Source organism: Leclercia sp. J807, from assembly GCF_009734465.1.
Taxonomy (GTDB): domain Bacteria; phylum Pseudomonadota; class Gammaproteobacteria; order Enterobacterales; family Enterobacteriaceae; genus Enterobacter.
This window is the reverse complement of record NZ_CP046446.1, coordinates 3,762,859-3,785,445: the sequence shown is the minus strand read 5'-3', so window position 1 is coordinate 3,785,445 and position 22,587 is coordinate 3,762,859. Positions and strand designations below refer to the sequence as shown.

Below are 22,587 nucleotides of genomic sequence, written 5' to 3'. Positions count from 1 at the left end.
CATTCATTTATGATGCGCAACTTGTCATGGACTGATGTACCAAAACAAAGAGATGCTGGCGTGTCCGGCACGAAGCTTGTTAATGATGATGTCCGTGATGAAGAGGTAGTGAATGCCAGGCAGCACCTTGTTGAAAACGTTAGTTTTGTTCGTCGCTCTTTGGGCCCCCCTCAGTCAGGCAAATACCGGTTGGCAACCCGTTCAGGAAACGATCCGCAAAAGTGATAAAGATACCCGTGAATATCAGGCGATCCGCCTTGATAACGGGATGGTCGTGCTGCTGGTTTCCGATCCTCAGGCCGTAAAGTCACTGTCGGCGCTGGTGGTGCCGGTGGGCTCGCTGGAAGATCCTGAATCCCATCCAGGGCTCGCGCACTATCTTGAACATATGACCCTGATGGGCTCAAAGAACTACCCGCAGCCTGACAGCCTGGCCGAATTCTTGAAAATGCACGGTGGCAGCCATAACGCCAGCACCGCGCCGTACCGTACGGCTTTTTATCTTGAAGTGGAAAACGATGCGCTGGAAGGTGCCGTCGATCGTCTGGCGGATGCCATTGCTGCCCCGCTGCTGGATAAAAAATATGCCGATCGTGAGCGCAACGCCGTGAATGCGGAGCTGACGCTGGCGCGTACCCGGGACGGGATGCGCATGGCGCAGGTCAGCGCCGAAACCATCAACCCCGCGCACCCTGGATCGCGCTTCTCCGGCGGAAATCTTGAGACGCTGAGCGACAAGCCGGGTAGCCCGGTGCTTGATGCGCTGCACGCGTTTCGCGACAAATACTACTCCGCTAACTTGATGAAGGCCGTGGTCTACAGCAATAAGCCGCTGCCGGAACTGGCGCAGCTGGCTGCCCAGACCTATGGCCGGGTGCCGAATAAAAATATCACCCGCCCGGAAATCACCGTGCCGGTGGTCACCGACGCGCAGAAAGGCCTGATCATTCACTATGTTCCCGCGATGCCCCGCAAGGTGCTGCGCGTGGAGTTCCGTATTGATAACAATACGCCGCAGTTTCGCAGTAAAACCGACGAGCTGGTTAACTACCTGATTGGCAACCGTAGCCCGGACACCCTCTCCGACTGGCTGCAAAAGCAGGGGCTGGTGGAAGGTATTCGCGCCGACTCCGATCCCGTCGTTAACGGCAACAGCGGCGTGCTGGCGATCTCCGCCACCTTAACCGATAAAGGTCTGGCCCATCGCGATGACGTTGTCGCCGCGATTTTCAGCTACCTTTCGCTGCTGCGTGAAAAAGGGGTGGATAAACGCTACTTTGATGAGCTGGCGCACGTGCTGGATCTCGACTTCCGTTATCCTTCCATTACCCGCGATATGGACTACGTCGAGTGGCTGGCCGATACCATGATCCGCGTGCCGGTTGAGCATACGCTGGATGCGGTCAATATCGCCGATCAATACGATGCTGACGCCGTCAAAGCCCGACTGGCGATGATGACGCCGCAGAATGCCCGTATCTGGTATATCAGCCCGAACGAGCCGCATAACAAGACCGCTTACTTTGTGAACGCCGAATATCAGGTGGACAAAATCAGCGAGCAAACTTTTGCCGACTGGCAGAAGAGATCCGCCGGGATCGCCCTTAAGCTGCCGGAGGTGAACCCTTACATCCCGGACGACTTTACCCTCATCAAACCGACTAAAGATTATCCACAGCCGCAGCTGATTGTGGATGAGCCTGACCTGCGCGTGGTCTATACCCCGAGCCGCTACTTCGCCAGCGAGCCAAAAGCCAACGTCAGCATGGTGCTGCGTAACCCTGCGGCGATGAATACCGCTAAAAATCAGGTGATGTTTGCGCTGAATGACTATCTGGCCGGTATCGCGCTGGATCAGCTCAGCAACCAGGCCGCAGTAGGCGGGATCGGTTTCTCGACCAACGCCAATAATGGCCTGATGCTCAACGCCAACGGTTACACCCAGCGTCTGCCACAGCTCTTTAAAGCGCTGCTGGAAGGCTATTTCAGCTACACCGCCACCGAGGAGCAGCTGGAGCAGGCTAAGTCCTGGTACGCGCAGATGATGGATTCCGCAGAAAAGGGCAAAGCCTTCGATCAGGCTATTATGCCGGTGCAGATGCTCTCGCAGGTTCCCTACTTCCAGCGCGAGGAGCGCCGGGAACTGCTGCCGTCCATCACGCTGGACGAGGTGATGGCCTACCGTGCCGCGCTGAAAACCAATGCCCGACCGGAGTTTCTGGTGGTGGGCAACATGAGCGAAGATCAGGCGAAAACCCTGGCGCAGGATGTGCGTACTCAGCTGGGTGCGAAGGGGACCGAATGGTGTCGTAACCAGGACGTGCTGGTCGAAAAACAGCAGAACGTGATTTTCGAAAAAGCGGGCAGCAGTACGGATTCTGCTCTGGCAGCGGTCTTTGTCCCGACCGGCTATGACGAATACGCCAGTTCAGCATACAGCGCTGTACTCGGACAGATCGTGCAGCCCTGGTTCTACACCCAGTTACGTACCGAAGAGCAGCTGGGCTATGCCGTCTTTGCCTTTTCGATGAACGTTGGTCGCCAGTGGGGGATGGGCTTCCTGCTGCAAAGCAGTGATAAACAGCCAGATTATCTCTGGCAGCGTTTTCAGGTCTTCTTCCCGCAGGCAGAAGCGAAGCTGCGTTCGATGAAGCCGGAAGAGTTTGCCCAGATTCAGCAGGCGGTCATTGCCCAGATTATGCAGCCGCCGCAGACGCTGGCTGAAGAAGCGTCAAAAATCAGCAAAGATTTTGATCGGGGTAATATGCGCTTCGATTCGCATGATAAAGTAGTGGCCGAGATAAAACAGCTCACGCCACAGAAAGTGGCCGACTTCTTCCACCAGGCCGTGGTCGCCCCGCAGGGGATGGCTATCCTGTCACAGGTTTCCGGTAGCCAGAGTAAGAAAGCCGATGTCACCCCGCCGGCGGGCTGGACGGTATGGAAGAGCGTGAGCGCATTGCAGCAATCTTTGCCCAGGAGTAAGAACGAATGACCGATACCGCTGAGTCCCTTAACCCCTTACGTTTACCGTTACAGGGGGAGCGACTGATAGAGGCCTCAGCGGGAACCGGAAAAACCTTCACCATCGCTGCACTCTATCTGCGACTGCTGCTCGGTCTGGGCGGCAGCGCGGCGTTTAGCCGCCCGCTCAACGTGGAAGAGCTACTGGTGGTAACCTTCACCGAAGCCGCGACGGAAGAGCTGCGCGGACGTATCCGCGCCAACATTCATGAGCTGCGCATCGCCTGCCTGCGACAGAGTACAGATAACCCGCTGTATGCCAGCCTGCTGGATGAGATTGACGATAAACAGCAGGCGGCACAGTGGCTGCTGCTGGCGGAACGGCAGATGGATGAGGCTGCCGTGTTTACTATCCACGGCTTCTGCCAGCGCATGCTCAGCCTGAATGCGTTTGAATCAGGCATGCTTTTTGAGCAGCAACTCATCGAAGATGAATCCCAGCTGCGCTACCAGGCGTGCGCCGACTTCTGGCGTCGCCATTGCTACCCTCTGCCACGTGATATCGCCGAAGCGGTACATAATCTCTGGAAAGGCCCGGACGAGCTACTGCGGACCATCGATCGTTATCTGCAGGGGGAAGCCCCGGTCATCAAATCTGCTCCGCCTGCGGACGAAACGCTGGCTTCACGCCATGAGAAGATTGTCGGCCTGATCGCCGCCATGAAACAGCAGTGGTCTGACAGCGTGGCGGAAATCGAGGCGGTGATTGAGCGCTCCGGCATCGACCGGCGTAAATTCAACCGCGGCAACCAGGCAAAATATATCGAGCGCGTTACGGCCTGGGCTCAGGAAGAGAAGCACAGCTATCAGCTGCCTGACGCGCTGGAAAAGTTCTCCCAGTCATTCCTTGCCGAGCGCACGAAAGCGGGCGGCGAAGTGCCGGAACACCCGCTCTTTTCCGCCATCGATAACCTGCTGGCAGAGCCGTTAACCCTTAACGATCTGATGATCACCCGTGCGCTGTCAGAGATCCGCGAAGCGGTGGCGCGGGAAAAGCGCCGTCGCGGTGAGCTGGGCTTCGACGATATGCTCAGCCGTCTCGATGATGCCCTCAACAGCGACAATGGCGAGGCGCTGGCTGCCGCCATTCGGACCCGTTTTCCGGTGGCGATGATCGATGAATTTCAGGATACCGATCCCCAGCAGTACCGGATTTTCCGCCGCATCTGGCGCCAGCAGCCGGATACGGCTCTGCTGCTGATTGGCGACCCGAAACAGGCGATCTACGCCTTCCGTGGGGCGGATATTTTCACCTACATGAAAGCGCGTGGCGAAGTGGCCGCGCACTATACGCTGGATACCAACTGGCGCTCGGCCCCCGGCATGGTGGAGAGCGTGAACACGCTCTTTTCACAGATGAACGATGCCTTCATGTTCCGTGAGATCCCCTTCTTACCGGTCAAATCTGCCCCGAGAAACGCCACGCTGCGTTTCGAGAATAAAGGCGATTTCCAGCCCGCGATGCGCATCTGGCTGATGGAGGGCGAAGGGTGTGGCGTCGGAGATTACCAGACCTTTATGGCCCAGCACTGCGCGGCGCAAATCCGCGACTGGCTGAGCGCTGGCGTACGCGGCGAAGCCATTTTGCACCGGGGCGAGGATGCCCAACCGGTGAAGGCGTCAGACATTACGGTGCTGGTGCGCAGCCGTCAGGAGGCGGCGTTGATCCGTGATGCGCTGACCCTGCTTGGCATTCCTTCGGTCTATCTCTCCAACCGCGACAGCGTATTTGAAACGCTGGAAGCCCAGGAGATGCTCTGGCTGTTGCAGGCGGTGCTGGCGCCGGAGCGTGAAAGTACCCTGCGCAGCGCCCTGGCAAGCGCCATGCTCGGCCTTAACGCCCAGGATATCGATACGCTGAATAACAGTGAGACACTCTGGGATGAGGCGGTAGAAGAGTTTACCCGCTACCGTGAGCGCTGGCAGAAGCGGGGCGTAATGGCGATGCTGCGCGATCTCATGACCCAGCGCAACATCGCCGAAAATATGCTGGCAACTGCCGGAGGGGAACGCCGCCTGACCGATATTCTGCACATCAGCGAACTGTTGCAGGAGGCGGGGGCCCAGCTTGAGAGTGAATATGCCCTCGTGCGCTGGCTGGCGCAGCACATTGCCGAGCCGAACAGCAACGCCTCAAGCCAGCAAATGCGTCTCGAAAGTGACAAGCATCTGGTTAAAATCGTCACCATTCACAAATCGAAAGGGCTGGAGTATCCGCTGGTCTGGCTGCCCTTTATTGCCAACTACCGGGTTCAGGATCAAGCCTTTTATCACGATCGTAAGACCTTCGAAGCGGTGCTTGACCTCAGCAAGGCCGACGACAGCGTGGAGCTGGCCGAGGCGGAACGGCTGGCGGAAGATTTACGCCTGCTCTATGTGGCACTGACCCGTTCGGTGTGGCACTGTAGCTTAGGCGTGGCGCCGCTGTTCCGTCGGCGTGGCGAAAAATCGGGTGACAGCGACTTCCACCTGAGCGCGCTTGGACGCCTGATCCAGCGCGGTGAGCCGAAAGATGCCGCCGGTCTGCGCCAGTGTCTGGAGGCGTTGTGCAATGAGCACATTGCATTGCAGGTTGCCGGTGTGGCAGACGCCGCCCGCTGGCATATGCCGGATCCGGTGTTACCGGATCTGCAGGCGCGGCAGGTGGCCCGCATGCTGTATGACGACTGGCGGGTCACCAGCTATTCCGGGCTTCAGCAGCACGGGCACAGTATCGCCCAGGATCTGATGCCACGCCTCGATGTTGATGCCGCAGGCACCGGTGAAGTGCCGCAGGAGCCAGAGCTGACGCCGCACCAGTTTCCGCGCGGCGCCTCGCCGGGCACCTTTTTACACAGCCTGTTTGAAGCACTCGATTTTACGCAGCCCGTCTCTCCGGAGTGGGTGCTGGAGATGCTGCAAAAAGGGGGGTACGATGCCCGCTGGGAGCCGGTGTTAACCCGCTGGATCGCGCAGGTGCTGGAGACTCCGGTCAATGAGGAGGGGATCTCACTGAGCCAGCTGACAGCCGCTGATAAACAGGTTGAGATGGAGTTTTATCTGCCCATCGCCGGGCCGCTCACCGCCGGGGCGCTGGATGCGTTGATCCGCGAGTACGATCCGCTCTCCCGGGGCTGCCCGCCGCTCGATTTTCGTCAGGTGCGCGGCATGCTGAAAGGCTTTATCGACCTGGTCTTCCGCCATAATGGCCGCTATTACCTGCTGGACTATAAATCCAACTGGCTGGGTGAAAACAGCGAGGCTTATACCCCGCAGGCCATGGCCCGGGCGATGCAGTCGCACCGCTACGATCTGCAGTACCAGCTCTACACCCTGGCGCTGCACCGATATTTACGTCACCGTATTGCCGACTATGACTATCAACACCATTTCGGCGGAGTGATCTACCTGTTTTTACGTGGCGTGGATGGCAGCTCGCCGGGCGCCGGTTGCTTTGCCACCCGTCCAGATGAAGCGTTAATCGAACAAATGGATAGCCTGTTTTCCGCCAGCAACGAGGAGCTAACACAATGACGATGCAGGAACACTTGCTGGAAGCCGTAGAGCAGCGCGTGCTGCGTCGTCTGGATGTACAGTTTGCGATGATGGTAGCAGGGAACGACGAACCGGCGGTGATGCTAGCGGCGGCGATCTTAAGCCGTGATGCGGGAGAAGGGCACGTTTGCCTGCCGTTGTCCCGGCTGCGTGCCGAGGCGAAAAGCGCCGCGCTGCAGGCCTGTTTTGCGCTGTTTGACCAGGAGCCGGACTGGACCGCTACGCTGCTGCGCTCCCGCGCGGTGAGCGCAGGGGATGAACCGACGCCGCTGGTGCTCACCGGCGAGCGGCTCTACCTCAACCGGATGTGGCGCTATGAGCGGGCGGTGGCCCGCTTCTTTAGCGAAGCCAACCAGCCTTTGCCCCATGACAGCGCCGACGTTCAGCGCACGCTGAATGCGCTGTTCACCTCTGACGAAGCCGTCAACTGGCAAAAGGTGGCGGCGGCAGTCGCGTTAACGCGGCGTATTTCCGTGATTTCCGGCGGACCGGGGACCGGCAAAACGACCACCGTTGCCCGCCTGCTGGCGGCGCTGATCCAGATGGCGGGAGAAGAGAAATGCCGGATCCGGCTGGCGGCACCCACCGGCAAAGCGGCCGCTCGTCTTACCGAATCGCTGGGCGGCGCGCTGCAAAAACTGCCCCTGACCGAGGCCCAGCGCGCGCGATTCCCGACGGAAGCGAGCACGCTGCACCGTTTGCTTGGCGCGCAGCCGGGCAGCCAGCGCCTGCGTTACCATGCAGGTAATCCGCTGCACCTGGATGTGCTGGTGGTGGATGAGGCGTCGATGATTGACCTGACGATGATGTCGCGTCTGATTGACGCCCTGCCGCCTCATGCCCGGGTGATCTTCCTCGGCGATCGCGACCAGCTGGCCTCCGTCGAAGCGGGCGCGGTGCTGGGTGATATCTGTACCTGGGCCAGCGCTGGCTTTACGGTCCGGCGCGCACAGGAGCTTGCCAGCATGACGGGATGCGAGATGCAGGGCAACGTCAGCCCGGTCGCGGGTGCGCTACGCGACAGCCTGTGCCTGCTGCAAAAAAGCTACCGTTTTGGTAGCGATTCTGGCATCGGGCAATTGGCGGCCGCGGTCAACCGGGGCGATCGCCACGCTATCCGCTCGGTATTTGATGGCAAATTCAGTGATATTGAGAAAAAGCAGCTCCAGAGCGGGGAAGAGTATCTGGCGATGCTGGAAGATGCCCTGCAGGGGTATCAACATTTTCTCGACAGCGTGCAGCAGCAGGCCTCCGAAGCGGAGATCCTGGCGGCATTTGGCCGCTACCAGCTGCTTTGCGCCTTACGGGATGGCCCCTTCGGCGTCGCCGGGCTTAACGAAAGGCTTGAGCAGGTGCTGGCGCAAAAACGCCGTATTGGCCGTCAACCCCATTCACGCTGGTATGAAGGCAGGCCGGTGATGATTTCACGCAACGACAGCGCGCTGGGCCTGTTTAACGGCGATATCGGGATTGCGCTGGATCGTGGGCAGGGATTGCGGGTCTGGTTCCAGATGCCGGATGGCAGTATGAAGTCCGTGCAGCCCAGCCGTCTGCCGGAGCATGAAACCGCCTGGGCCATGACGGTGCATAAATCCCAGGGCTCTGAGTTCGATCACGCGGCGCTGATTTTACCTAACCAGATGTCGCCCGTCGTGACCCGCGAGCTGGTCTATACCGCCATTACCCGCGCCCGTCGGCGGTTGTCGTTGTATGCGGATGAAGGGGTACTGACGCAGGCTGTCACCACCCGTACAGAGCGACGCAGCGGGCTGAGTGCGATCTTTGAAGCCTTATAAGCGAGTGAAAAGCCGGGCAGCGCTTGCCCGGCCTGTGGGTGATGACCGTTATCCCAGGTCCGCCATCAGCACTTTTGAACGGCGCTGATAGTTGTACATCTCTTTCTTGGTTTCCGGCAGGGAATCAATGTCCACCGGCGTGAAACCCCGCTCCTGGAACCAGTGAATACTGCGGGTCGTCAGCACAAACAGCTTGCTCAGCCCCATCTGCCGCGCCTGGAGGGCGATGCGCTCCAGCAACACTTCGCCGCGCGATGAGCTGCGGTAATCCGGATGCACCGCCACGCAGGCCATTTCACCGATCTTCTCTTCCGGGAAGGGGTAGAGCGCCGCACAGGCGATGGTGAGGTTATCGCGCTGAATAATGGTGAACTTGTCGATCTCCATCTCCAGCTGTTCGCGGGAGCGGCGCACCAGGATCCCCTGCTGCTCCAGCGGGCGGATGAGTTCCAGAATGCCGCCGATGTCGTTGATGGTGGCGCGACGGATCTGCTCGGCGCTCTCCATCACAATCTGCGTCCCGATACCGTCGCGGGAGAAGAGCTCCTGCAGCAGGGCGCCATCTTCCTGATAGCTGATCAGGTGGCTGCGACGCACGCCGCTGCGGCAGGCTTTGATTGCGCCCCGCAGAAAACGCACGGTACCGGAGTAGTAGTCCCCCTGCGCCTCAAGGGCATCGACGCGCGCCTGAGCCTCGTTAGGGAACAACTCAGAGACAATATTCCCGAGCTCGTTCATCACCCCCTGCGAGGAGCAGAAGCCGATCATTTTTTCTGCTTTCAGCTTGATCGCCAGCTGGGTGGCAATCTCTTCAGAGGTGAGATTGAAACTTTCGCCCGTAACAGAGACGGCAACCGGGCCGGTCAGCACAATCGCGCCGCCGTCGAGCTGACGATGGATCGCCTCTTCATCAATACGACGAATACGTCCGCTGTGGCAGTAATCCACGCCATCATCCACGCCGAGCGGCTGGGCGATAATAAAATTACCGCTGACCACGTTAATATGTGCCCCTTGCAGCGGGGTGTTGTTAAGGCTCATCGACAGACGCGCGGTGATGTCCAGTTGCAGCAGACCGGCGGCCTGCTTAACCAGCTCCAGCGTTTTAGCGTCGGTGACGCGGGTATGTTTGTGGTAGATCGGCTCGTGATGATGCGCGGCCAGATTCGCCTCAATCTGCGGGCGAGCGCCATACACGACGACCAGGCGAATACCCAGGCTATGCAGCAGGCCGATGTCATTGACAATGCTGGAGAAATTCTCATGCTCAATGGCTTCACCACCCAGCATGACGACAAACGTCTTTCCCCGGTGGGCGTTGATATAGGGAACAGAATGGCGGAATCCCTGGACCAGTTCGATTCTACGTTCCTTCACCACGGCACAACCCCTCAATGAATGTTTATTCGTGATTTTTGTATTTTTATTCGAATATCGCGCTGTGCGCAAGCCAAACTTTTCTGCGAAGCAAAGAAAAGATTCAGTTAAGTTATCGTTAACGCAGGATTGTTTACCCTTTTAGGGATGACAGGTTATGCATCATTCGTTAAAGTTTTCGGTCAATTTGGACGTTATGAAAAGTTATTCGATATCTTTGCTCGGGAGAAGCATGTCGGGATCCAGTAAAGCATTAAGTCGCCGTCGCCTGTTACAAGGGGCTGGGGCAATGTGGTTGCTTAGCGTTAGTCAGGTCGGGTTTGCCGCCGTCAGTCAGGTTGTTGCGGTGCGCGTCTGGCCGTCTTCGACCTATACGCGCGTGACGGTCGAGTCAAACCGGGTGCTGAACTATAAGCAATTCGCGTTGAGCAACCCGGAGCGGGTGGTGGTGGATATCGAAGGCGTAAATCTTAACTCGGTGCTGAAAGGAATGAGCGCCCAGATCCGCGGCGACGATCCCTTTATCAAATCCGCGCGGGTAGGGCAGTTTGATCCGAAAACCGTGCGCATGGTGTTTGAGCTCAAGCAGAACGTCAAACCGCAGCTGTTTGCTCTCGCGCCGGTGGCCGGTTTTAAAGAGCGTCTGGTTATGGACCTCTATCCTGCCAACGCGACCGATATTCAGGATCCGCTGCTGGCCCTGCTGGAGGATTACAACAAAGGCGATCTGGAAAAACAGGTACCGCCTGCGCAAAGCGGCCCGCAGCCCGGCAAAGCGGGTCGCGATCGCCCGATTGTGATCATGCTCGATCCGGGGCACGGCGGCGAGGACTCCGGCGCGGTAGGCAAATACCGGACCCGGGAAAAAGATGTGGTGCTGCAAATCGCCCGTCGCCTGAAGGCGATGATCGACAGAGAAGGCAACATGCGCGCCTACATGACGCGCAACGAAGATGTCTTTATTCCGCTGAAGGTGCGTGTGGCCAAAGCGCAAAAGCAGCGTGCGGATCTCTTCATCTCTATCCATGCGGACGCCTTTACCAGCCGTCAGCCCAGCGGGTCATCAGTGTTTGCTCTCTCCACCAAAGGGGCGACCAGTACCGCAGCACGCTATCTTGCCGATACCCAGAACGCCTCCGACCTTATCGGTGGGGTAGGGCGGAGCGGCGATCGCTACGTCGACCACACCATGTTCGATATGGTCCAGTCGCTGACCATCACCGACAGCCTGAAGTTTGGTAAAGCGGTGCTGGGCAGGCTCGGGCATGTGAACAAGCTGCATAAGAATAGCGTCGAGCAGGCCGGATTTGCGGTGTTAAAAGCGCCGGACATCCCGTCGATTCTGGTGGAAACCGCGTTTATCAGTAACGTGGAAGAGGAGCGCAAACTCAAAACGGCCAAGTTCCAACAGGAAGTGGCGGAGTCGATACTGGCGGGGATTAAGGCCTATTTCTCTGACGGGGCGACGCTGGCGAGACGCGGATAAGATCAACACTGCCCGGCGGCGCTGCGCTTGCGCGGGCCTACGGGTGGGCTGACGACAAAAACAAAAAAACACCCGGAAGGGTGTTTATTGTTTTTAGAAGTGTTGGTTGCGGGGGCCGGATTTGAACCGACGACCTTCGGGTTATGAGCCCGACGAGCTACCAGGCTGCTCCACCCCGCGTCCGTCTTTATACTTCGCATTTCAAACCACATGTGCGTTGGCTTTCCTCGTTCACCTCAGTCACTTACTGGAGTAAGCTCCTAAGGATTCACTGCGTCGCCGCCTTCCTGTGATTCGAACTGCTTTATATAAACTTACTTCTTTAAATTTGATTGGTTGCGGGGGCCGGATTTGAACCGACGACCTTCGGGTTATGAGCCCGACGAGCTACCAGGCTGCTCCACCCCGCGTCCGTCTTTCTGCTTTGCAGAAGATACTTCATCAAATTTTAATTGGTTGCGGGGGCCGGATTTGAACCGACGACCTTCGGGTTATGAGCCCGACGAGCTACCAGGCTGCTCCACCCCGCGTCCGTGGATGCGCACTATACTCTGCTGACTTTTTGATGCAACCCTTTTTCGTAAAAATCACCAAATTAGACGTTGATTTGTCCGCTCTGTCGTCGATTTGAATATTTTTTGCGCAAAATTTACCTAAGGGAAGGCAATCGCATTTCAATACCTTTGCCGGTTTGTTATCTTCGTTGCGCAGAATGGGGCAACTTGAAGATGGGATATATGAAAGGACGTTGGGCGAAGTATCTGATGACAGGCGCACTGGTAGCAATCCTCGCCGCCTGTTCCTCCAAACCGACCGATCGCGGTCAGCAATATAAAGACGGGAAACTGACCCAGCCTTTCTCTTTAGTAAACCAGCCGGACGCCGTGGGCGCGCCCATTAATGGCGGGGATTTCGCCGAGCAGGTGAGCCAGATCCGTACCGCATCGCCGCGGCTGTATAGCTCGCAGAACGCCGTCTATAACGCCGTGCAGGACTGGTTACGCGCCGGGGGCGATACCCGCACCATGCGCCAGTTCGGCATTGATGCCTGGCAGATGGAAGGCACCGATAACTACGGTAACGTCCAGTTTACCGGCTACTACACCCCGGTGGTACAGGCCCGCCATACCGCGCAGGGTGAGTTCAAATACCCTATCTACCGCATGCCGCCAAAACGTGGCCGCCTGCCGTCCCGCGCCGAAATCTACTCGGGCGCGCTGAGCGACAACTATGTTCTCGCTTACAGCAACTCGCTGATGGATAACTTCATCATGGATGTGCAGGGCAGCGGCTATATCGATTTTGGCGACGGCAGCCCGCTTAACTTCTTCAGCTATGCGGGTAAAAACGGCCATGCCTACCGCAGTATCGGTAAAGTGCTGATCGATCGCGGAGAAGTGAAACGCGAAGATATGTCGATGCAGGCGATCCGCGAGTGGGGCGAGAAGCACAGCGAATATGAAGTGCGTGAGCTGCTTGAGCAGAACCCGTCGTTTGTCTTCTTCAAACCGCAAAACTTTGCCCCGGTGAAAGGCGCCAGCGCGGTGCCGCTGATTGGCCGCGCGTCGGTCGCCTCTGACAAGACAGTGATCCCGCCGGGAACCACGCTGCTGGCCGAAGTCCCGCTGTTGAATAACGAAGGCAAATTCAGCGGCCAGTACGAGCTGCGTCTGATGGTGGCGCTGGACGTGGGTGGCGCGATTAAAGGCCAGCACTTTGATATCTATCAGGGCATTGGCGCCGATGCCGGCCACCGCGCGGGCTGGTATAACCATTACGGCCGCGTGTGGGTGCTGAAAACCGCCGCAAGTACGGGCAACGTCTTTAGCGGCTGAGTGTGGTAATATTGACGCTATGTTTTCCGGGGTGAGGGGTAACTCTCACCCTTTTTACATCTGAGGTCTTATGTCTGTGGTAATGAGCGAAGCCTGGCGCCAGCGTTTTGGTGGCACCGCACGTTTATATGGTGAAAAAGCCCTGCAACTGTTTGCTGATGCGCACATCTGCGTGGTCGGCATTGGCGGTGTCGGCTCATGGGCAGCGGAAGCGCTGGCACGAACCGGGATCGGCGCCATTACGCTTATCGACATGGACGATGTCTGCGTCACCAACACTAACCGGCAGATCCACGCCCTGCGCGACAGCGTCGGGCTGGCGAAGTCAGAGGTGATGGCGGATCGCATTCGCCAGATCAACCCGGAGTGTCGCGTCACCGTCATTGATGATTTTGTGACTGCCGATAACGTCGCCCAGTACATGGGAGCCGGTTACAGCTACGTGATCGACGCCATCGACAGCGTGCGCCCGAAAGCAGCGCTGATCGCCTGGTGTCGTCGCAATAAAGTGCCGCTGGTGACCACCGGCGGTGCGGGCGGGCAGATCGACCCGACGCAGATCCAGGTGACGGACCTGGCGAAAACCATTCAGGATCCGCTGGCGGCCAAGCTGCGCGAGCGTCTGAAAAGCGATTTTGGCGTGGTGAAAAACAGCAAAGGTAAGCTGGGTATCGACTGCGTCTTTTCAACGGAAGCGCTGGTCTATCCGCAGGCAGATGGTTCAGTCTGCGCCATGAAAAGCACTGCGGAAGGGCCAAAACGGATGGACTGTGCCTCCGGGTTTGGCGCGGCCACGATGGTGACCGCGAGCTTTGGTTTTATCGCCGTCTCTCACGCGCTGAAAAAGATGATGGCGAAGGCGGAACGTCAGGCCTGACGCGCCGCTTCCAGTACCGCGTCACTGAGCGCAGCCAGCCCCTGGCTGCGCGAGGCGCTAAGCTGGCCGCGTAGCCCCAGCGCATCGAACAGCGCCAGCGGGTTCTCCTCCAGGATCTGCGCGGCGCTTTTCCCCTCAATGGCGGTCAGCAGCACGGCCAGCAAGCCGCGAACAATTCGCCCTTCGCTGTCGCCATAAAAATGCAGCTTATCCCCAATTTGTGTAACCCCAAGCCAGACGCGGTTCTCACAGCCGGGGATCTCTTTGGCCTGCGCTTTGAGTTCATCGGACAGCGCAGGGAGCTGCTTGCCCAGCAGGATCAGCTGGCGATATTTGTCTTCCCACTGGGTCAGCGGGGCAAAGGTCTGTTTTAACGTCTCTTCAGTGATGACGGTGCCGAACGGATGTCCGGCGAGAGTTGGGCTTGTCATTAATCCACCAGTAAAGCAAGAGCGCGATCGACGGCGGCAACCAGCGCGTCGACATCGCTTTGGGTGTTATAGGGAGCAAACGAGGCGCGCAGCGTGCCGTTGACGCCGAGCGCCGCCAGCAGCGGCTGGGCGCAGTGCTGGCCGGCGCGCAGAGCAATGCCATACTCCGCCAGCAGCGTCACCATGTCGCTGTGATGTACCCCGGCAAAATCGAATGCCAGCAGGCTCGAATCCTGTACCCGGAAGGAGCGAAAACCGGGGCGTTGTTTCAGCGCCTCTTCCGCCAGCGTTGCCAGCCCGCGGCTCCAGCTCTCTGCCTGTTGCAGATCGATATCCGCCAGCCACTCCAGCGCCGCGCTCAGGCCAATGACGCCTGCGACATTTGGCGTCCCGGCTTCCAGACGATAAGGCACCTGCTGGGTTTTAAAGCCGTCGAAAGTCACCTCGGTGATCATCTTGCCGCCGCCGAGCCACGGGGACATCTCCTCCAGCAGCGCCGCTTTGCCGTACAGTGCGCCAATCCCGGTAGGGCCGTACAGCTTATGTGCGGAGAAGGCATAGAAATCGATATCCAGCGCCTGCACGTCCGCCGGGAAGTGGACCACGCCCTGGGCGCCATCCACCATCACTACCATCCCGCTGGCATGGGCGAGCTGAATAGCGTGGGCCAGATCCGGGCAGCCGCCGGTGACGTTGGACATCTGCCCCAGCGCGAGAATGCGGCTACGCGGGGTGATCAACTCAGGCAGGCGAGCCACATCCGCCAGGCAGTCTGTGCCAATCGGGAGCTTAACCACCTTCGCGCCGGTCTGTTCGGCCACCATCAGCCACGGCACGAGGTTAGCGTGGTGCTCCGCCTCGCTGACGATAATCTCATCGCCCGGCTGCAGGCGCGGGCGGGCATAACATTGCGCCACCATGTTGATGGCTTCGGTGGTGCCCCGCGTCCAGACAATATTTTTGCCGCTTTCAGCGTTAAGCAGGCGGGCAACCTGATCGCGCGCCGCTTCATAGCGCGCGGTTAAGCGCTGGGCTTCGGCAAACTGGCTGCGATGCACATTGCCGGCGCTCAGGCTGTAAAACTGGTTGGTGGCCTCAATCACTGCCTGAGGCTTAAGGGCTGTCGCAGCGCTATCAAGATAGACACCGGCATCGGCCAGGGCCGGAAACTGGGCGCGAAAATGGGCAGGGCTGAATGCGTTCATGGAATTCCTCTTCGTGATGATGAGATCGTCGCGCAAATTCCGCAGCAGGGCAAGAAGGTTGATCTCTATCGGAATTGTCTGTTTATCCTGGCGCAGCAGACGAAGCAGGTTATGCTGAAATAGAGTCAGGAGAATGTCTTAGCCTGTTAATAAACACGCTTGAAATAGCATTAATTGCTGAAGGAGAAGAAAATGAAAAAGACTATCGCAATCGCCTCTGCCTGTATGCTTACCTTTGCCCTGAGCGCCTGTTCTGGCAACAACTATGTTATGCACACTAACGATGGCCGCTCCATCGTCTCAGAAGGTAAGCCGCAGACTGATAATGATACCGGCATGATCTCGTATAAGGACGCGAACGGGAATAAACAGCAGATCAACCGCAGTGATGTGAAAGAGATGGTTGAACTGGACCACTAACGGAATTGCAGACAAAAAAAAGCACCGCAATTGGGCGGTGCTACATTAATCACTATGGACAGACAGGGTAAATGTACAGGAAGTGAAAAGGTGGTAGTTTTCCTACCGTGGTCTGAATCGCAGACCAATTGCAAACACAACAACACAACATCACAACCGTAAGCCAAAAGCCCATCAGAACACGCATTCCAAAAAAAGCTTTTCGTTCCGGCTCAGGAAGTGCCGCCACTATAGGTATTTGCTGGTAGTTCCTCAACGGACAATTTATAATGGCTCAGATAAAAAAAACTAATAGGTTAAACGTTGTTTCCTGTTTGTTAAAAGCCGTTAACATCTAAGCCAGATAACCATGTCCAAGCGATTACCACCACTTAATGCATTACGTGTATTTGATGCTGCTGCGCGCCATCTGAGCTTCACGCGCGCGGCCGATGAGCTTTTTGTGACTCAGGCCGCAGTCAGTCATCAAATCAAGTCTCTTGAGGATTTTCTGGGCCTCAAGCTGTTCCGCCGCCGCAACCGTTCCCTGCTTCTGACGGAAGAGGGGCAGAGCTATTTTCAGGATATCAAAGAGATATTTTCCCAGCTCACCGAGGCCACCCGTAAGCTGCAGGCGCGCAGTGCCAAAGGGGCACTGACGGTCAGTTTATTGCCAAGTTTTGCCATTCAATGGCTGGTGCCGAGACTCTCAAGCTTTAACTCAGCTTATCCGGGAATCGACGTTCGAATCCAGGCGGTCGACCGTCAGGAAGAGAAGCTGGCAGACGATGTCGACGTAGCGATTTTTTATGGCCGGGGCAACTGGCCAGGGCTGCGTGTTGAAAAATTGTACGCGGAATATTTGCTGCCGGTCTGCTCGCCACTACTCTTAACGGGCGAAAAAGCGTTAAAAACGCCGGACAATCTGGCGCAACACACGCTTTTGCATGATGCTTCTCGCCGCGACTGGCAAACTTATACCCGCCAGCTCGGTCTTAACCATATCAATGTGCAGCAGGGACCCATCTTTAGCCACAGTGCGATGGTGTTACAGGCTGCTATCCACGGACAGGGCGTGGCGTTGGCTAACAACGTGATGGCGCAGTCCGAAATTGAGGCTGGCCGCCTGGTCTGCCCCTTTAATGATGTTTTGGTCAGTAAGAACGCATTTTATCTGGTTTGTCATGACAGTCAGGCAGAACTGGGTAAAATAGCCGCGTTTCGCCAGTGGATCCTGGCAAAGGCGGCCAACGAGCAAGAAAAATTCCGCTTTCGGTACGAGTAACACTTTCTTTTGCGTGCAGGGCGCGCATAACTTCAGGACAGAAACATGACCAGCCGTTTTATGCTGATTTTTGCCGCGGTGAGTGGCTTCATTTTTGTTGCGCTGGGCGCCTTTGGCGCACATGTATTACGCAAATCCCTGGGTGTGGTGGAGATGGGCTGGATCCATACCGGTCTGGAATATCAGGCGTTTCATACCCTGGCAATCTTCGGACTGGCTGTGGCGATGCAGCGTCGCATCAGCATCTGGTTTTACTGGAGCAGCGTATTTATGGCGCTGGGTACCGTGTTGTTCAGCGGTAGCCTCTATTGCCTTGCGCTGTCGCATTTACGCCTGTGGGCGTTTGTTACCCCGGTGGGCGGCGTCAGCTTCCTGGTCGGGTGGGTTTTAATGTTAATCGGTTCGTTCCGTCTGAAACGCAAGGGCGTTGTTCATGAATAAAGTTGTCTTATATTGTCGCCCGGGCTTTGAAAAAGAGTGTGCCGCGGAAATTACTGATAAAGCCGCGAAGCGTGAAGTCTTTGGTTTCGCTCGCGTGAAAGAGAATGCGGGCTACGTTGTTTTCGAATGCTATCAGCCAGAAGATGCCGATAAACTGGTTCGCGAGCTGCCGTTCAGCTCGCTGATTTTTGCCCGTCAGATGTTTGTGGCCGGCGAGCTGCTGCAGGATCTGCCGCCAGAGGATCGTATTACCCCTATTGCTGGTATGCTGCAGGGCGTCGTGGAGAAGGGCGGTGAGCTGCGCGTTGAGGTGGCCGATACTAACGAAAGCAAAGAGCTGATGAAGTTCTGCCGCAAATTCACCGTGCCGCTGCGCGCCGCACTGCGTGACAGCGGCGTGCTCACCAACTATGAGACGCCAAAGCGTCCGGTGGTGCATGTCTTCTTTATCGCTCCGGGCTGTTGCTACGCCGGGTATTCTTATACCACCAACAATTCGCCGTTTTACATGGGGATCCCGCGTCTTAAGTTCCCGTCCGACGCGCCGAGCCGTTCCACCCTCAAGCTGGAAGAGGCGTTCCATATCTTTATCCCGGCTGACGAGTGGGATGAGCGTCTGGCAAACGGGATGTATGCGGTGGATCTGGGTGCCTGTCCGGGTGGCTGGACCTATCAGCTGGTGAAACGCAACATGTGGGTCTACTCCATTGATAACGGCCCGATTGCGCAAAGCCTGATGGACACAGGCCAGGTGACCTGGCTGCGCGAGGATGGTTTCCGCTACCGTCCGAACCGCAATAACATCTCGTGGCTGGTGTGCGATATGGTAGAAAAACCGGCCAAGGTAGCTGCGCTGATGGCAACCTGGCTGGTCAACGGCTGGTGCCGCGAGGCGATTTTCAATCTCAAGCTGCCGATGAAAAAGCGCTACGAAGAGGTTTCCCAGAACCTGGCATACATCCAGACCCAGCTTGATGAACATGGCATCAATGCGGAGATCCAGGCGCGTCAGCTGTACCACGACCGCGAAGAGGTTACCGTGCATGTGCGCCGCTGGTGGGCTGCCGTGGGTGGTCGTCGCGACGAGCGGTAATCTGTACAACGCCCGGTGGTGCTACGCTTACCGGGCCTACAACAACCCTCGTCCCGTAGGCCCGGTAAGCGCAGCGCCGCCGGGCATGACGTCACACTCGCTCTAACCTGAGCTGCTGCAAATTTCCGTCTAGCTGTAAATCGGTTTGCAACCGCGCGACGTCCCGGCAGATAAAGGCCATCTCTTTGTGCGCTTCCAGCTTTTTGCGCCACTTCTCCGGCACCTCATCCAGACGGGCGTAAATCCCTTCCAGATCCTGAAAATCAGCCAGCAGTTGGGCGGCACTTTTCGGGCCAATGCCCGCCACGCCCGGCACCCTGGAGCTGCTGATCCCCGCCAGTCCCCAGTAATCCGGCAGCTGCTGCGGCGAGACGCCAAACTCACTGGCGATAAAGGGCGCATCGAGCCAGCGTTTCTGGAAATAGTCGCGAATGCGAATGGTGGGGGAGAGGAGCTGACAATAGCCTTTGTCCGTCGAGACAATGGTAGCCTGATGGCCTGCGCTGGCCACTTTGACCGCCAGAGTCGCCGCCAGATCGTCGGCTTCGTTGCCCTGAGCACCCCAGCAGGGGACACCGCGCTGCTCAAAGGCGGCGCGGATGGCGGGCATTTCGGCGTGCAGATCGTCCGGCATCGGCGCGCGGCCGGCTTTGTAATCAGGCAGGCGCTGGTGACGCCAGCCGCTGTTGCGGGCTTCATCGTCAAAAACGGCAACCGCATGGCTGGGCTGGCTGTGACGAATAAGCTGCTCCAGAGCATGCAGGCAGGTATCCTTGCAGGGGGTACCCTGTACCGCATGAATGCGGCGGATAAGATTCAGCGCGTCGACAATAAGCAAATGAACAGCCACAGATAATCCCTCTTATATCCAGTGGATTAAGGGTAACACCGTCGGCGGCATGAAACTACGAGAGGCGGGAAGAACGGGAAGGAGCCTCGCAAAACAAGGCTCCTTTTGAGGCTTAGTCGCAGGTCACGATCTTCATCGCCAGACCACCGCGAGAGGTTTCACGGTATTTGGCGTTCATATCTTTCCCGGTTTCATACATGGTTTCGATCACTTTATCGAGGCAGACGCGCGGCTCGCTGGTGCGACGCAGCGCCATACGTGCGGCGTTCACCGCCTTCACGGAGGCAATGGCGTTACGCTCGATACAGGGCACCTGCACCTGGCCGGCAACCGGATCGCAGGTCAGACCGAGGTTATGTTCCATGCCAATTTCTGCCGCAATGCACACCTGCGCCGGACTGCCGCCCAGCAGCTCTGCCAGACCCGCTGCCGCCATGGAGCAAGCCACGCCCACTTCGCCCTGACAGCCCACTTCGGCGCCAGAGATCGAGGCGTTCATCTTATACAGCGAGCCAATGGCGCTGGTCACCAGCAGATAGCGAGCCAGTGAGTTAGCGTTTACTTCGCGGATAAACTTGTCGTAATAAGCCAGCACCGCAGGAACGATACCGCAGGCACCGTTCGTTGGGGCCGTTACCACACGGCCACCCGCGGCGTTCTCTTCGTTCACCGCCAGCGCGAACATGTTGATCCAGTCCACCACCGCCATCGGATCGCTGGTGGTTTTATCGCTGCTCACCAACATACGACGCAGGGCCGCTGCACGGCGTGGAACACGCAGTTTACCCGGCAGCACGCCCTCGGTGGTGATGCCGCGCTCAATACCGCCGCGCATCACTTCCCAGACGTTAGCAAAGTGCTGTTCCAGTTCTTCTTTGCTGTGTAGCGCCAGCTCGTTTTGCATCATCAGGCCGGAGAGGGAGAGGCCACTCTCCTGGCAATGACGCTGAAGGTCGGCAGCCGTTTTATACGGATACGGCACCGCGACAGGTGCGCTCTCTGGCTGCCCAAAATGGTCTTCGTCGACGATAAAACCGCCGCCGATAGAGTAATAGGTTTGGCTGTAAATCGCCTTGTCGCCTGCCAGCGCGGTGATGCGCATACCATTTTCGTGCAGCGACAGGTTGTCGGCGTGGAAATTCATGCAGCGATCAACCAGGAATTCAACTTCATGCTCACCGTGGGCCAGCAGCAGTCGGCCATGGGTGTTAACGTCCTGGATAAAGCCCGGGATGGCGTCAATATCAACACTATCCGGCAGGTTGCCCGCCAGGCCCATAATGATGGCGATATCGGTATGGTGACCTTTGCCGGTCAGCGACAGGGAGCCATAGACATCTACAACCACGCGGGTGGTGTCGTGCAGCATTCCGCGCGCAATAAGGTCGTCCGTGAACTGTTTACCCGCTTTCATTGGCCCGACGGTGTGCGAGCTGGAAGGACCAATACCAATTTTAAAAATATCGAAAACGCTAATCATGATGCGTCCGTTGCTTTACGTCAGAGGAGTAGATTGCGCCATCCGAAGATGGCGCGGGAGGCATTACGCGAACAGCGAGTAGAAGATAGCGGAGATAGCAATCAGACCCATAACCACAACGAAGACGTTGCTGATCTGGCCGCTGTATTTACGCATCGCTGGCACTTTCTGAATGGCGTACATCGGCATCAGGAACAGGATCATCGCAATAACCGGGCCGCCCAGGGTTTCGATCATGCCGAGGATGCTTGGGTTCAGAGTCGCAACCGCCCAGGTGGTCAGCAGCATGAACAGGGCAGTGATTTTGTTCAGCTTGTTGATTTCAATGCTCTTACCTTTACCGCGCAGAGATTTAATCACCATACCGTTAAAACCTTCACGCGCGCCCAGGTAGTGGCCGAGGAAAGATTTAGTGATAGCGATAATCGCGATGATTGGCGCCATCCAGGCAATCACTGGGGCATTAAAGTGGTTCGCCAGGTAAGAGAGAATCGAGATGTTCTGCTCTTTCGCTGCCGCCAGATCTGCCGGGGAGAGGCTCAGTACGCAGCTGAAGACGAAGAACATAACGGTCAGCACCATCATCACGTGAGCGCGAGCCAGGATGCTGGAGCACTTCTTCTCGGCGCCCTGGCCGTACTCTTCACGCTTCGCCACGGCGAAGGAGGAGATGATCGGCGAGTGGTTGAAGGAGAAGACCATTACCGGGATGGCCAGCCACAGGGTCATCCACAGGCCATTACCGGTAGCAGACGCGCTGTTCAGAGAGAGGGTTTCCAGCGCTGCGCCGTTCCACTGAGGGATCAGGTAGCAGGCCAGCACCATCAGGGCGATAACGAACGGGAACACCAGTACGCTCATCGCTTTTACAATCATCTGCTCACCGAAGCGCACGATAGTCATCATACCGACAATCAGGATCAGCGACAGAATAGCGCGCGGTGGCGGCGTCATGCCCAGCTGGTGGGTCATAAAGCTCTCAACGGTGTTGGTGATAGCCACGCTATAAACCAGCAGGATAGGGTAAATCGCGAAGAAGTAGAGCAGGGTAATCAGTTTACCTGCGCCAATCCCGAAGTGCTCTTCAACCACTTCAGTGATGTCTTCGCCCGGATTTTTACCGGAGAGCACAAAACGGGTCAGGCCGCGGTGTGCGAAGTAGGTCATCGGGAACGCAATGATTGCCATGATGATCAGCGGAATTAAGCCGCCAACACCCGCGTTAATAGGCAGGAAGAGAACACCAGCGCCGATTGCTGTGCCGTACAGGCCAAGCATCCACATGGTATCGGTTTTACGCCATCCGCTTCGGGTTTCAATCGAAGCAACGGTGCTGGTTTGAGTGGTTTCCATCTGTGTCTCCAGGAGTAGCTAATGTCAGGTTTCTGGTCAAATTCGATGCAAAAAGGACAAATCGTAATATGAAATTCGCTCAGTGACGGTTTTTATATAATTTTTCTCCGTAACTATCGGC

At 57.4% G+C, this 22,587-nt stretch carries 16 protein-coding genes and 3 tRNA genes; 10 read left to right on the top strand and 9 right to left on the bottom strand.

Going from position 1 to position 22,587, the window contains the following annotated elements:
- Window positions 1-112: 112 nt before the first annotated feature.
- The 3 genes from ptrA to recD are packed head-to-tail and all read left to right on the top strand — an operon-like array spanning window position 113 to window position 8,354.
- Complete coding sequence (gene ptrA / locus GNG26_RS17900) at window positions 113-2,995, top strand: pitrilysin (RefSeq protein WP_156239695.1); 2,883 nt, start codon at window positions 113-115, stop codon at window positions 2,993-2,995.
- Window positions 2,992-6,537 carry an exodeoxyribonuclease V subunit beta gene (recB, locus tag GNG26_RS17895; protein WP_156239694.1) on the top strand — a complete coding sequence of 1,182 codons (3,546 nt, stop codon included), beginning with the start codon at window positions 2,992-2,994 and terminating at the stop codon, window positions 6,535-6,537. Before ptrA ends, recB begins: the two co-directional genes overlap by 4 nt.
- Window positions 6,534-8,354 (top strand): exodeoxyribonuclease V subunit alpha, encoded by a 1,821-nt coding sequence (recD, locus tag GNG26_RS17890; protein ID WP_156239693.1) that lies wholly within the window; start codon window positions 6,534-6,536, stop codon window positions 8,352-8,354. Before recB ends, recD begins: the two co-directional genes overlap by 4 nt.
- 48 nt (window positions 8,355-8,402) lie before the next feature.
- On the opposite strand, the gene argA is transcribed toward recD, so the two are convergent.
- Complete coding sequence (gene argA, locus GNG26_RS17885) at window positions 8,403-9,734, bottom strand: amino-acid N-acetyltransferase (protein WP_103180956.1); 1,332 nt, start codon at window positions 9,732-9,734, stop codon at window positions 8,403-8,405.
- Between the two features lie 229 nt (window positions 9,735-9,963).
- On the opposite strand from argA, the gene amiC reads away from it, so the two are divergent.
- Window positions 9,964-11,217, top strand: a complete 1,254-nt coding sequence (amiC, locus tag GNG26_RS17880; protein ID WP_103180955.1) for an N-acetylmuramoyl-L-alanine amidase AmiC — start codon at window positions 9,964-9,966, stop codon at window positions 11,215-11,217.
- 103 nt (window positions 11,218-11,320) lie between these two features.
- On the opposite strand, the gene GNG26_RS17875 is transcribed toward amiC, so the two are convergent.
- From GNG26_RS17875 to GNG26_RS17865, 3 genes are all read right to left on the bottom strand, one after another.
- Window positions 11,321-11,397 (bottom strand) — tRNA-Met (locus GNG26_RS17875).
- 153 nt (window positions 11,398-11,550) lie between these two features.
- Window positions 11,551-11,627 (bottom strand) — tRNA-Met (locus GNG26_RS17870).
- Between the two features lie 43 nt (window positions 11,628-11,670).
- Window positions 11,671-11,747: transfer RNA gene (locus GNG26_RS17865), tRNA-Met, on the bottom strand.
- A 207-nt stretch (window positions 11,748-11,954) separates the two neighbouring features.
- Between GNG26_RS17865 and mltA the strand changes: the two genes are divergently transcribed.
- Both mltA and tcdA read left to right on the top strand, forming a co-directional pair.
- Complete coding sequence (gene mltA, locus GNG26_RS17860; RefSeq protein WP_103822729.1) at window positions 11,955-13,052, top strand: murein transglycosylase A; 1,098 nt, start codon at window positions 11,955-11,957, stop codon at window positions 13,050-13,052.
- A 70-nt stretch (window positions 13,053-13,122) separates the two neighbouring features.
- The gene (gene tcdA / locus GNG26_RS17855; protein ID WP_103822728.1) at window positions 13,123-13,929 is read left to right on the top strand and encodes a tRNA cyclic N6-threonylcarbamoyladenosine(37) synthase TcdA; all 807 of its coding nucleotides are present in this window, start codon (window positions 13,123-13,125) and stop codon (window positions 13,927-13,929) included.
- Here the strand turns inward: tcdA and csdE are convergent.
- Together csdE and csdA are read right to left on the bottom strand one after the other, a co-directional pair.
- On the bottom strand, window positions 13,920-14,360 hold the full coding sequence (gene csdE / locus GNG26_RS17850; RefSeq protein ID WP_156239692.1) for a cysteine desulfurase sulfur acceptor subunit CsdE: 441 nt from the start codon (window positions 14,358-14,360) through the stop codon (window positions 13,920-13,922). The genes tcdA and csdE overlap by 10 nt on opposite strands.
- A complete protein-coding gene (csdA, locus tag GNG26_RS17845; protein ID WP_156239691.1) occupies window positions 14,360-15,565 on the bottom strand; it encodes a cysteine desulfurase CsdA in 1,206 nt (401 codons plus the stop codon). The genes csdE and csdA overlap by 1 nt, the downstream gene beginning before the upstream one ends.
- A gap of 192 nt (window positions 15,566-15,757) precedes the next feature.
- Between csdA and GNG26_RS17840 the strand changes: the two genes are divergently transcribed.
- The 4 genes from GNG26_RS17840 (at window position 15,758) to rlmM (ending at window position 18,783) form a co-directional block, all read left to right on the top strand.
- A complete protein-coding gene (locus GNG26_RS17840; protein WP_032613722.1) occupies window positions 15,758-15,985 on the top strand; it encodes a YgdI/YgdR family lipoprotein in 228 nt (75 codons plus the stop codon).
- A gap of 349 nt (window positions 15,986-16,334) precedes the next feature.
- Window positions 16,335-17,249 (top strand): glycine cleavage system transcriptional regulator GcvA, encoded by a 915-nt coding sequence (gene gcvA, locus GNG26_RS17835; RefSeq protein ID WP_103180950.1) that lies wholly within the window; start codon window positions 16,335-16,337, stop codon window positions 17,247-17,249.
- A gap of 45 nt (window positions 17,250-17,294) precedes the next feature.
- Window positions 17,295-17,690: a DUF423 domain-containing protein gene (locus GNG26_RS17830; RefSeq protein ID WP_039029918.1), complete on the top strand. Its 396-nt coding sequence runs from the start codon at window positions 17,295-17,297 to the stop codon at window positions 17,688-17,690.
- Complete coding sequence (gene rlmM, locus GNG26_RS17825; protein WP_114385840.1) at window positions 17,683-18,783, top strand: 23S rRNA (cytidine(2498)-2'-O)-methyltransferase RlmM; 1,101 nt, start codon at window positions 17,683-17,685, stop codon at window positions 18,781-18,783. Before GNG26_RS17830 ends, rlmM begins: the two co-directional genes overlap by 8 nt.
- 91 nt (window positions 18,784-18,874) lie before the next feature.
- Here the strand turns inward: rlmM and xni are convergent, their stop codons facing one another.
- From xni to GNG26_RS17810, 3 genes are all read right to left on the bottom strand, one after another.
- A complete protein-coding gene (xni, locus tag GNG26_RS17820; protein ID WP_156239690.1) occupies window positions 18,875-19,633 on the bottom strand; it encodes a flap endonuclease Xni in 759 nt (252 codons plus the stop codon).
- Window positions 19,634-19,745: 112 nt separating this feature from the next.
- Entirely contained in the window at window positions 19,746-21,113 is a 1,368-nt protein-coding gene (locus GNG26_RS17815; protein WP_156239689.1) for an L-serine ammonia-lyase, read from the bottom strand.
- A 63-nt stretch (window positions 21,114-21,176) separates the two neighbouring features.
- Window positions 21,177-22,466 carry an HAAAP family serine/threonine permease gene (locus tag GNG26_RS17810; protein ID WP_156239688.1) on the bottom strand — a complete coding sequence of 430 codons (1,290 nt, stop codon included), beginning with the start codon at window positions 22,464-22,466 and terminating at the stop codon, window positions 21,177-21,179.
- Between the last annotated feature and the right edge of the window lie 121 nt (window positions 22,467-22,587).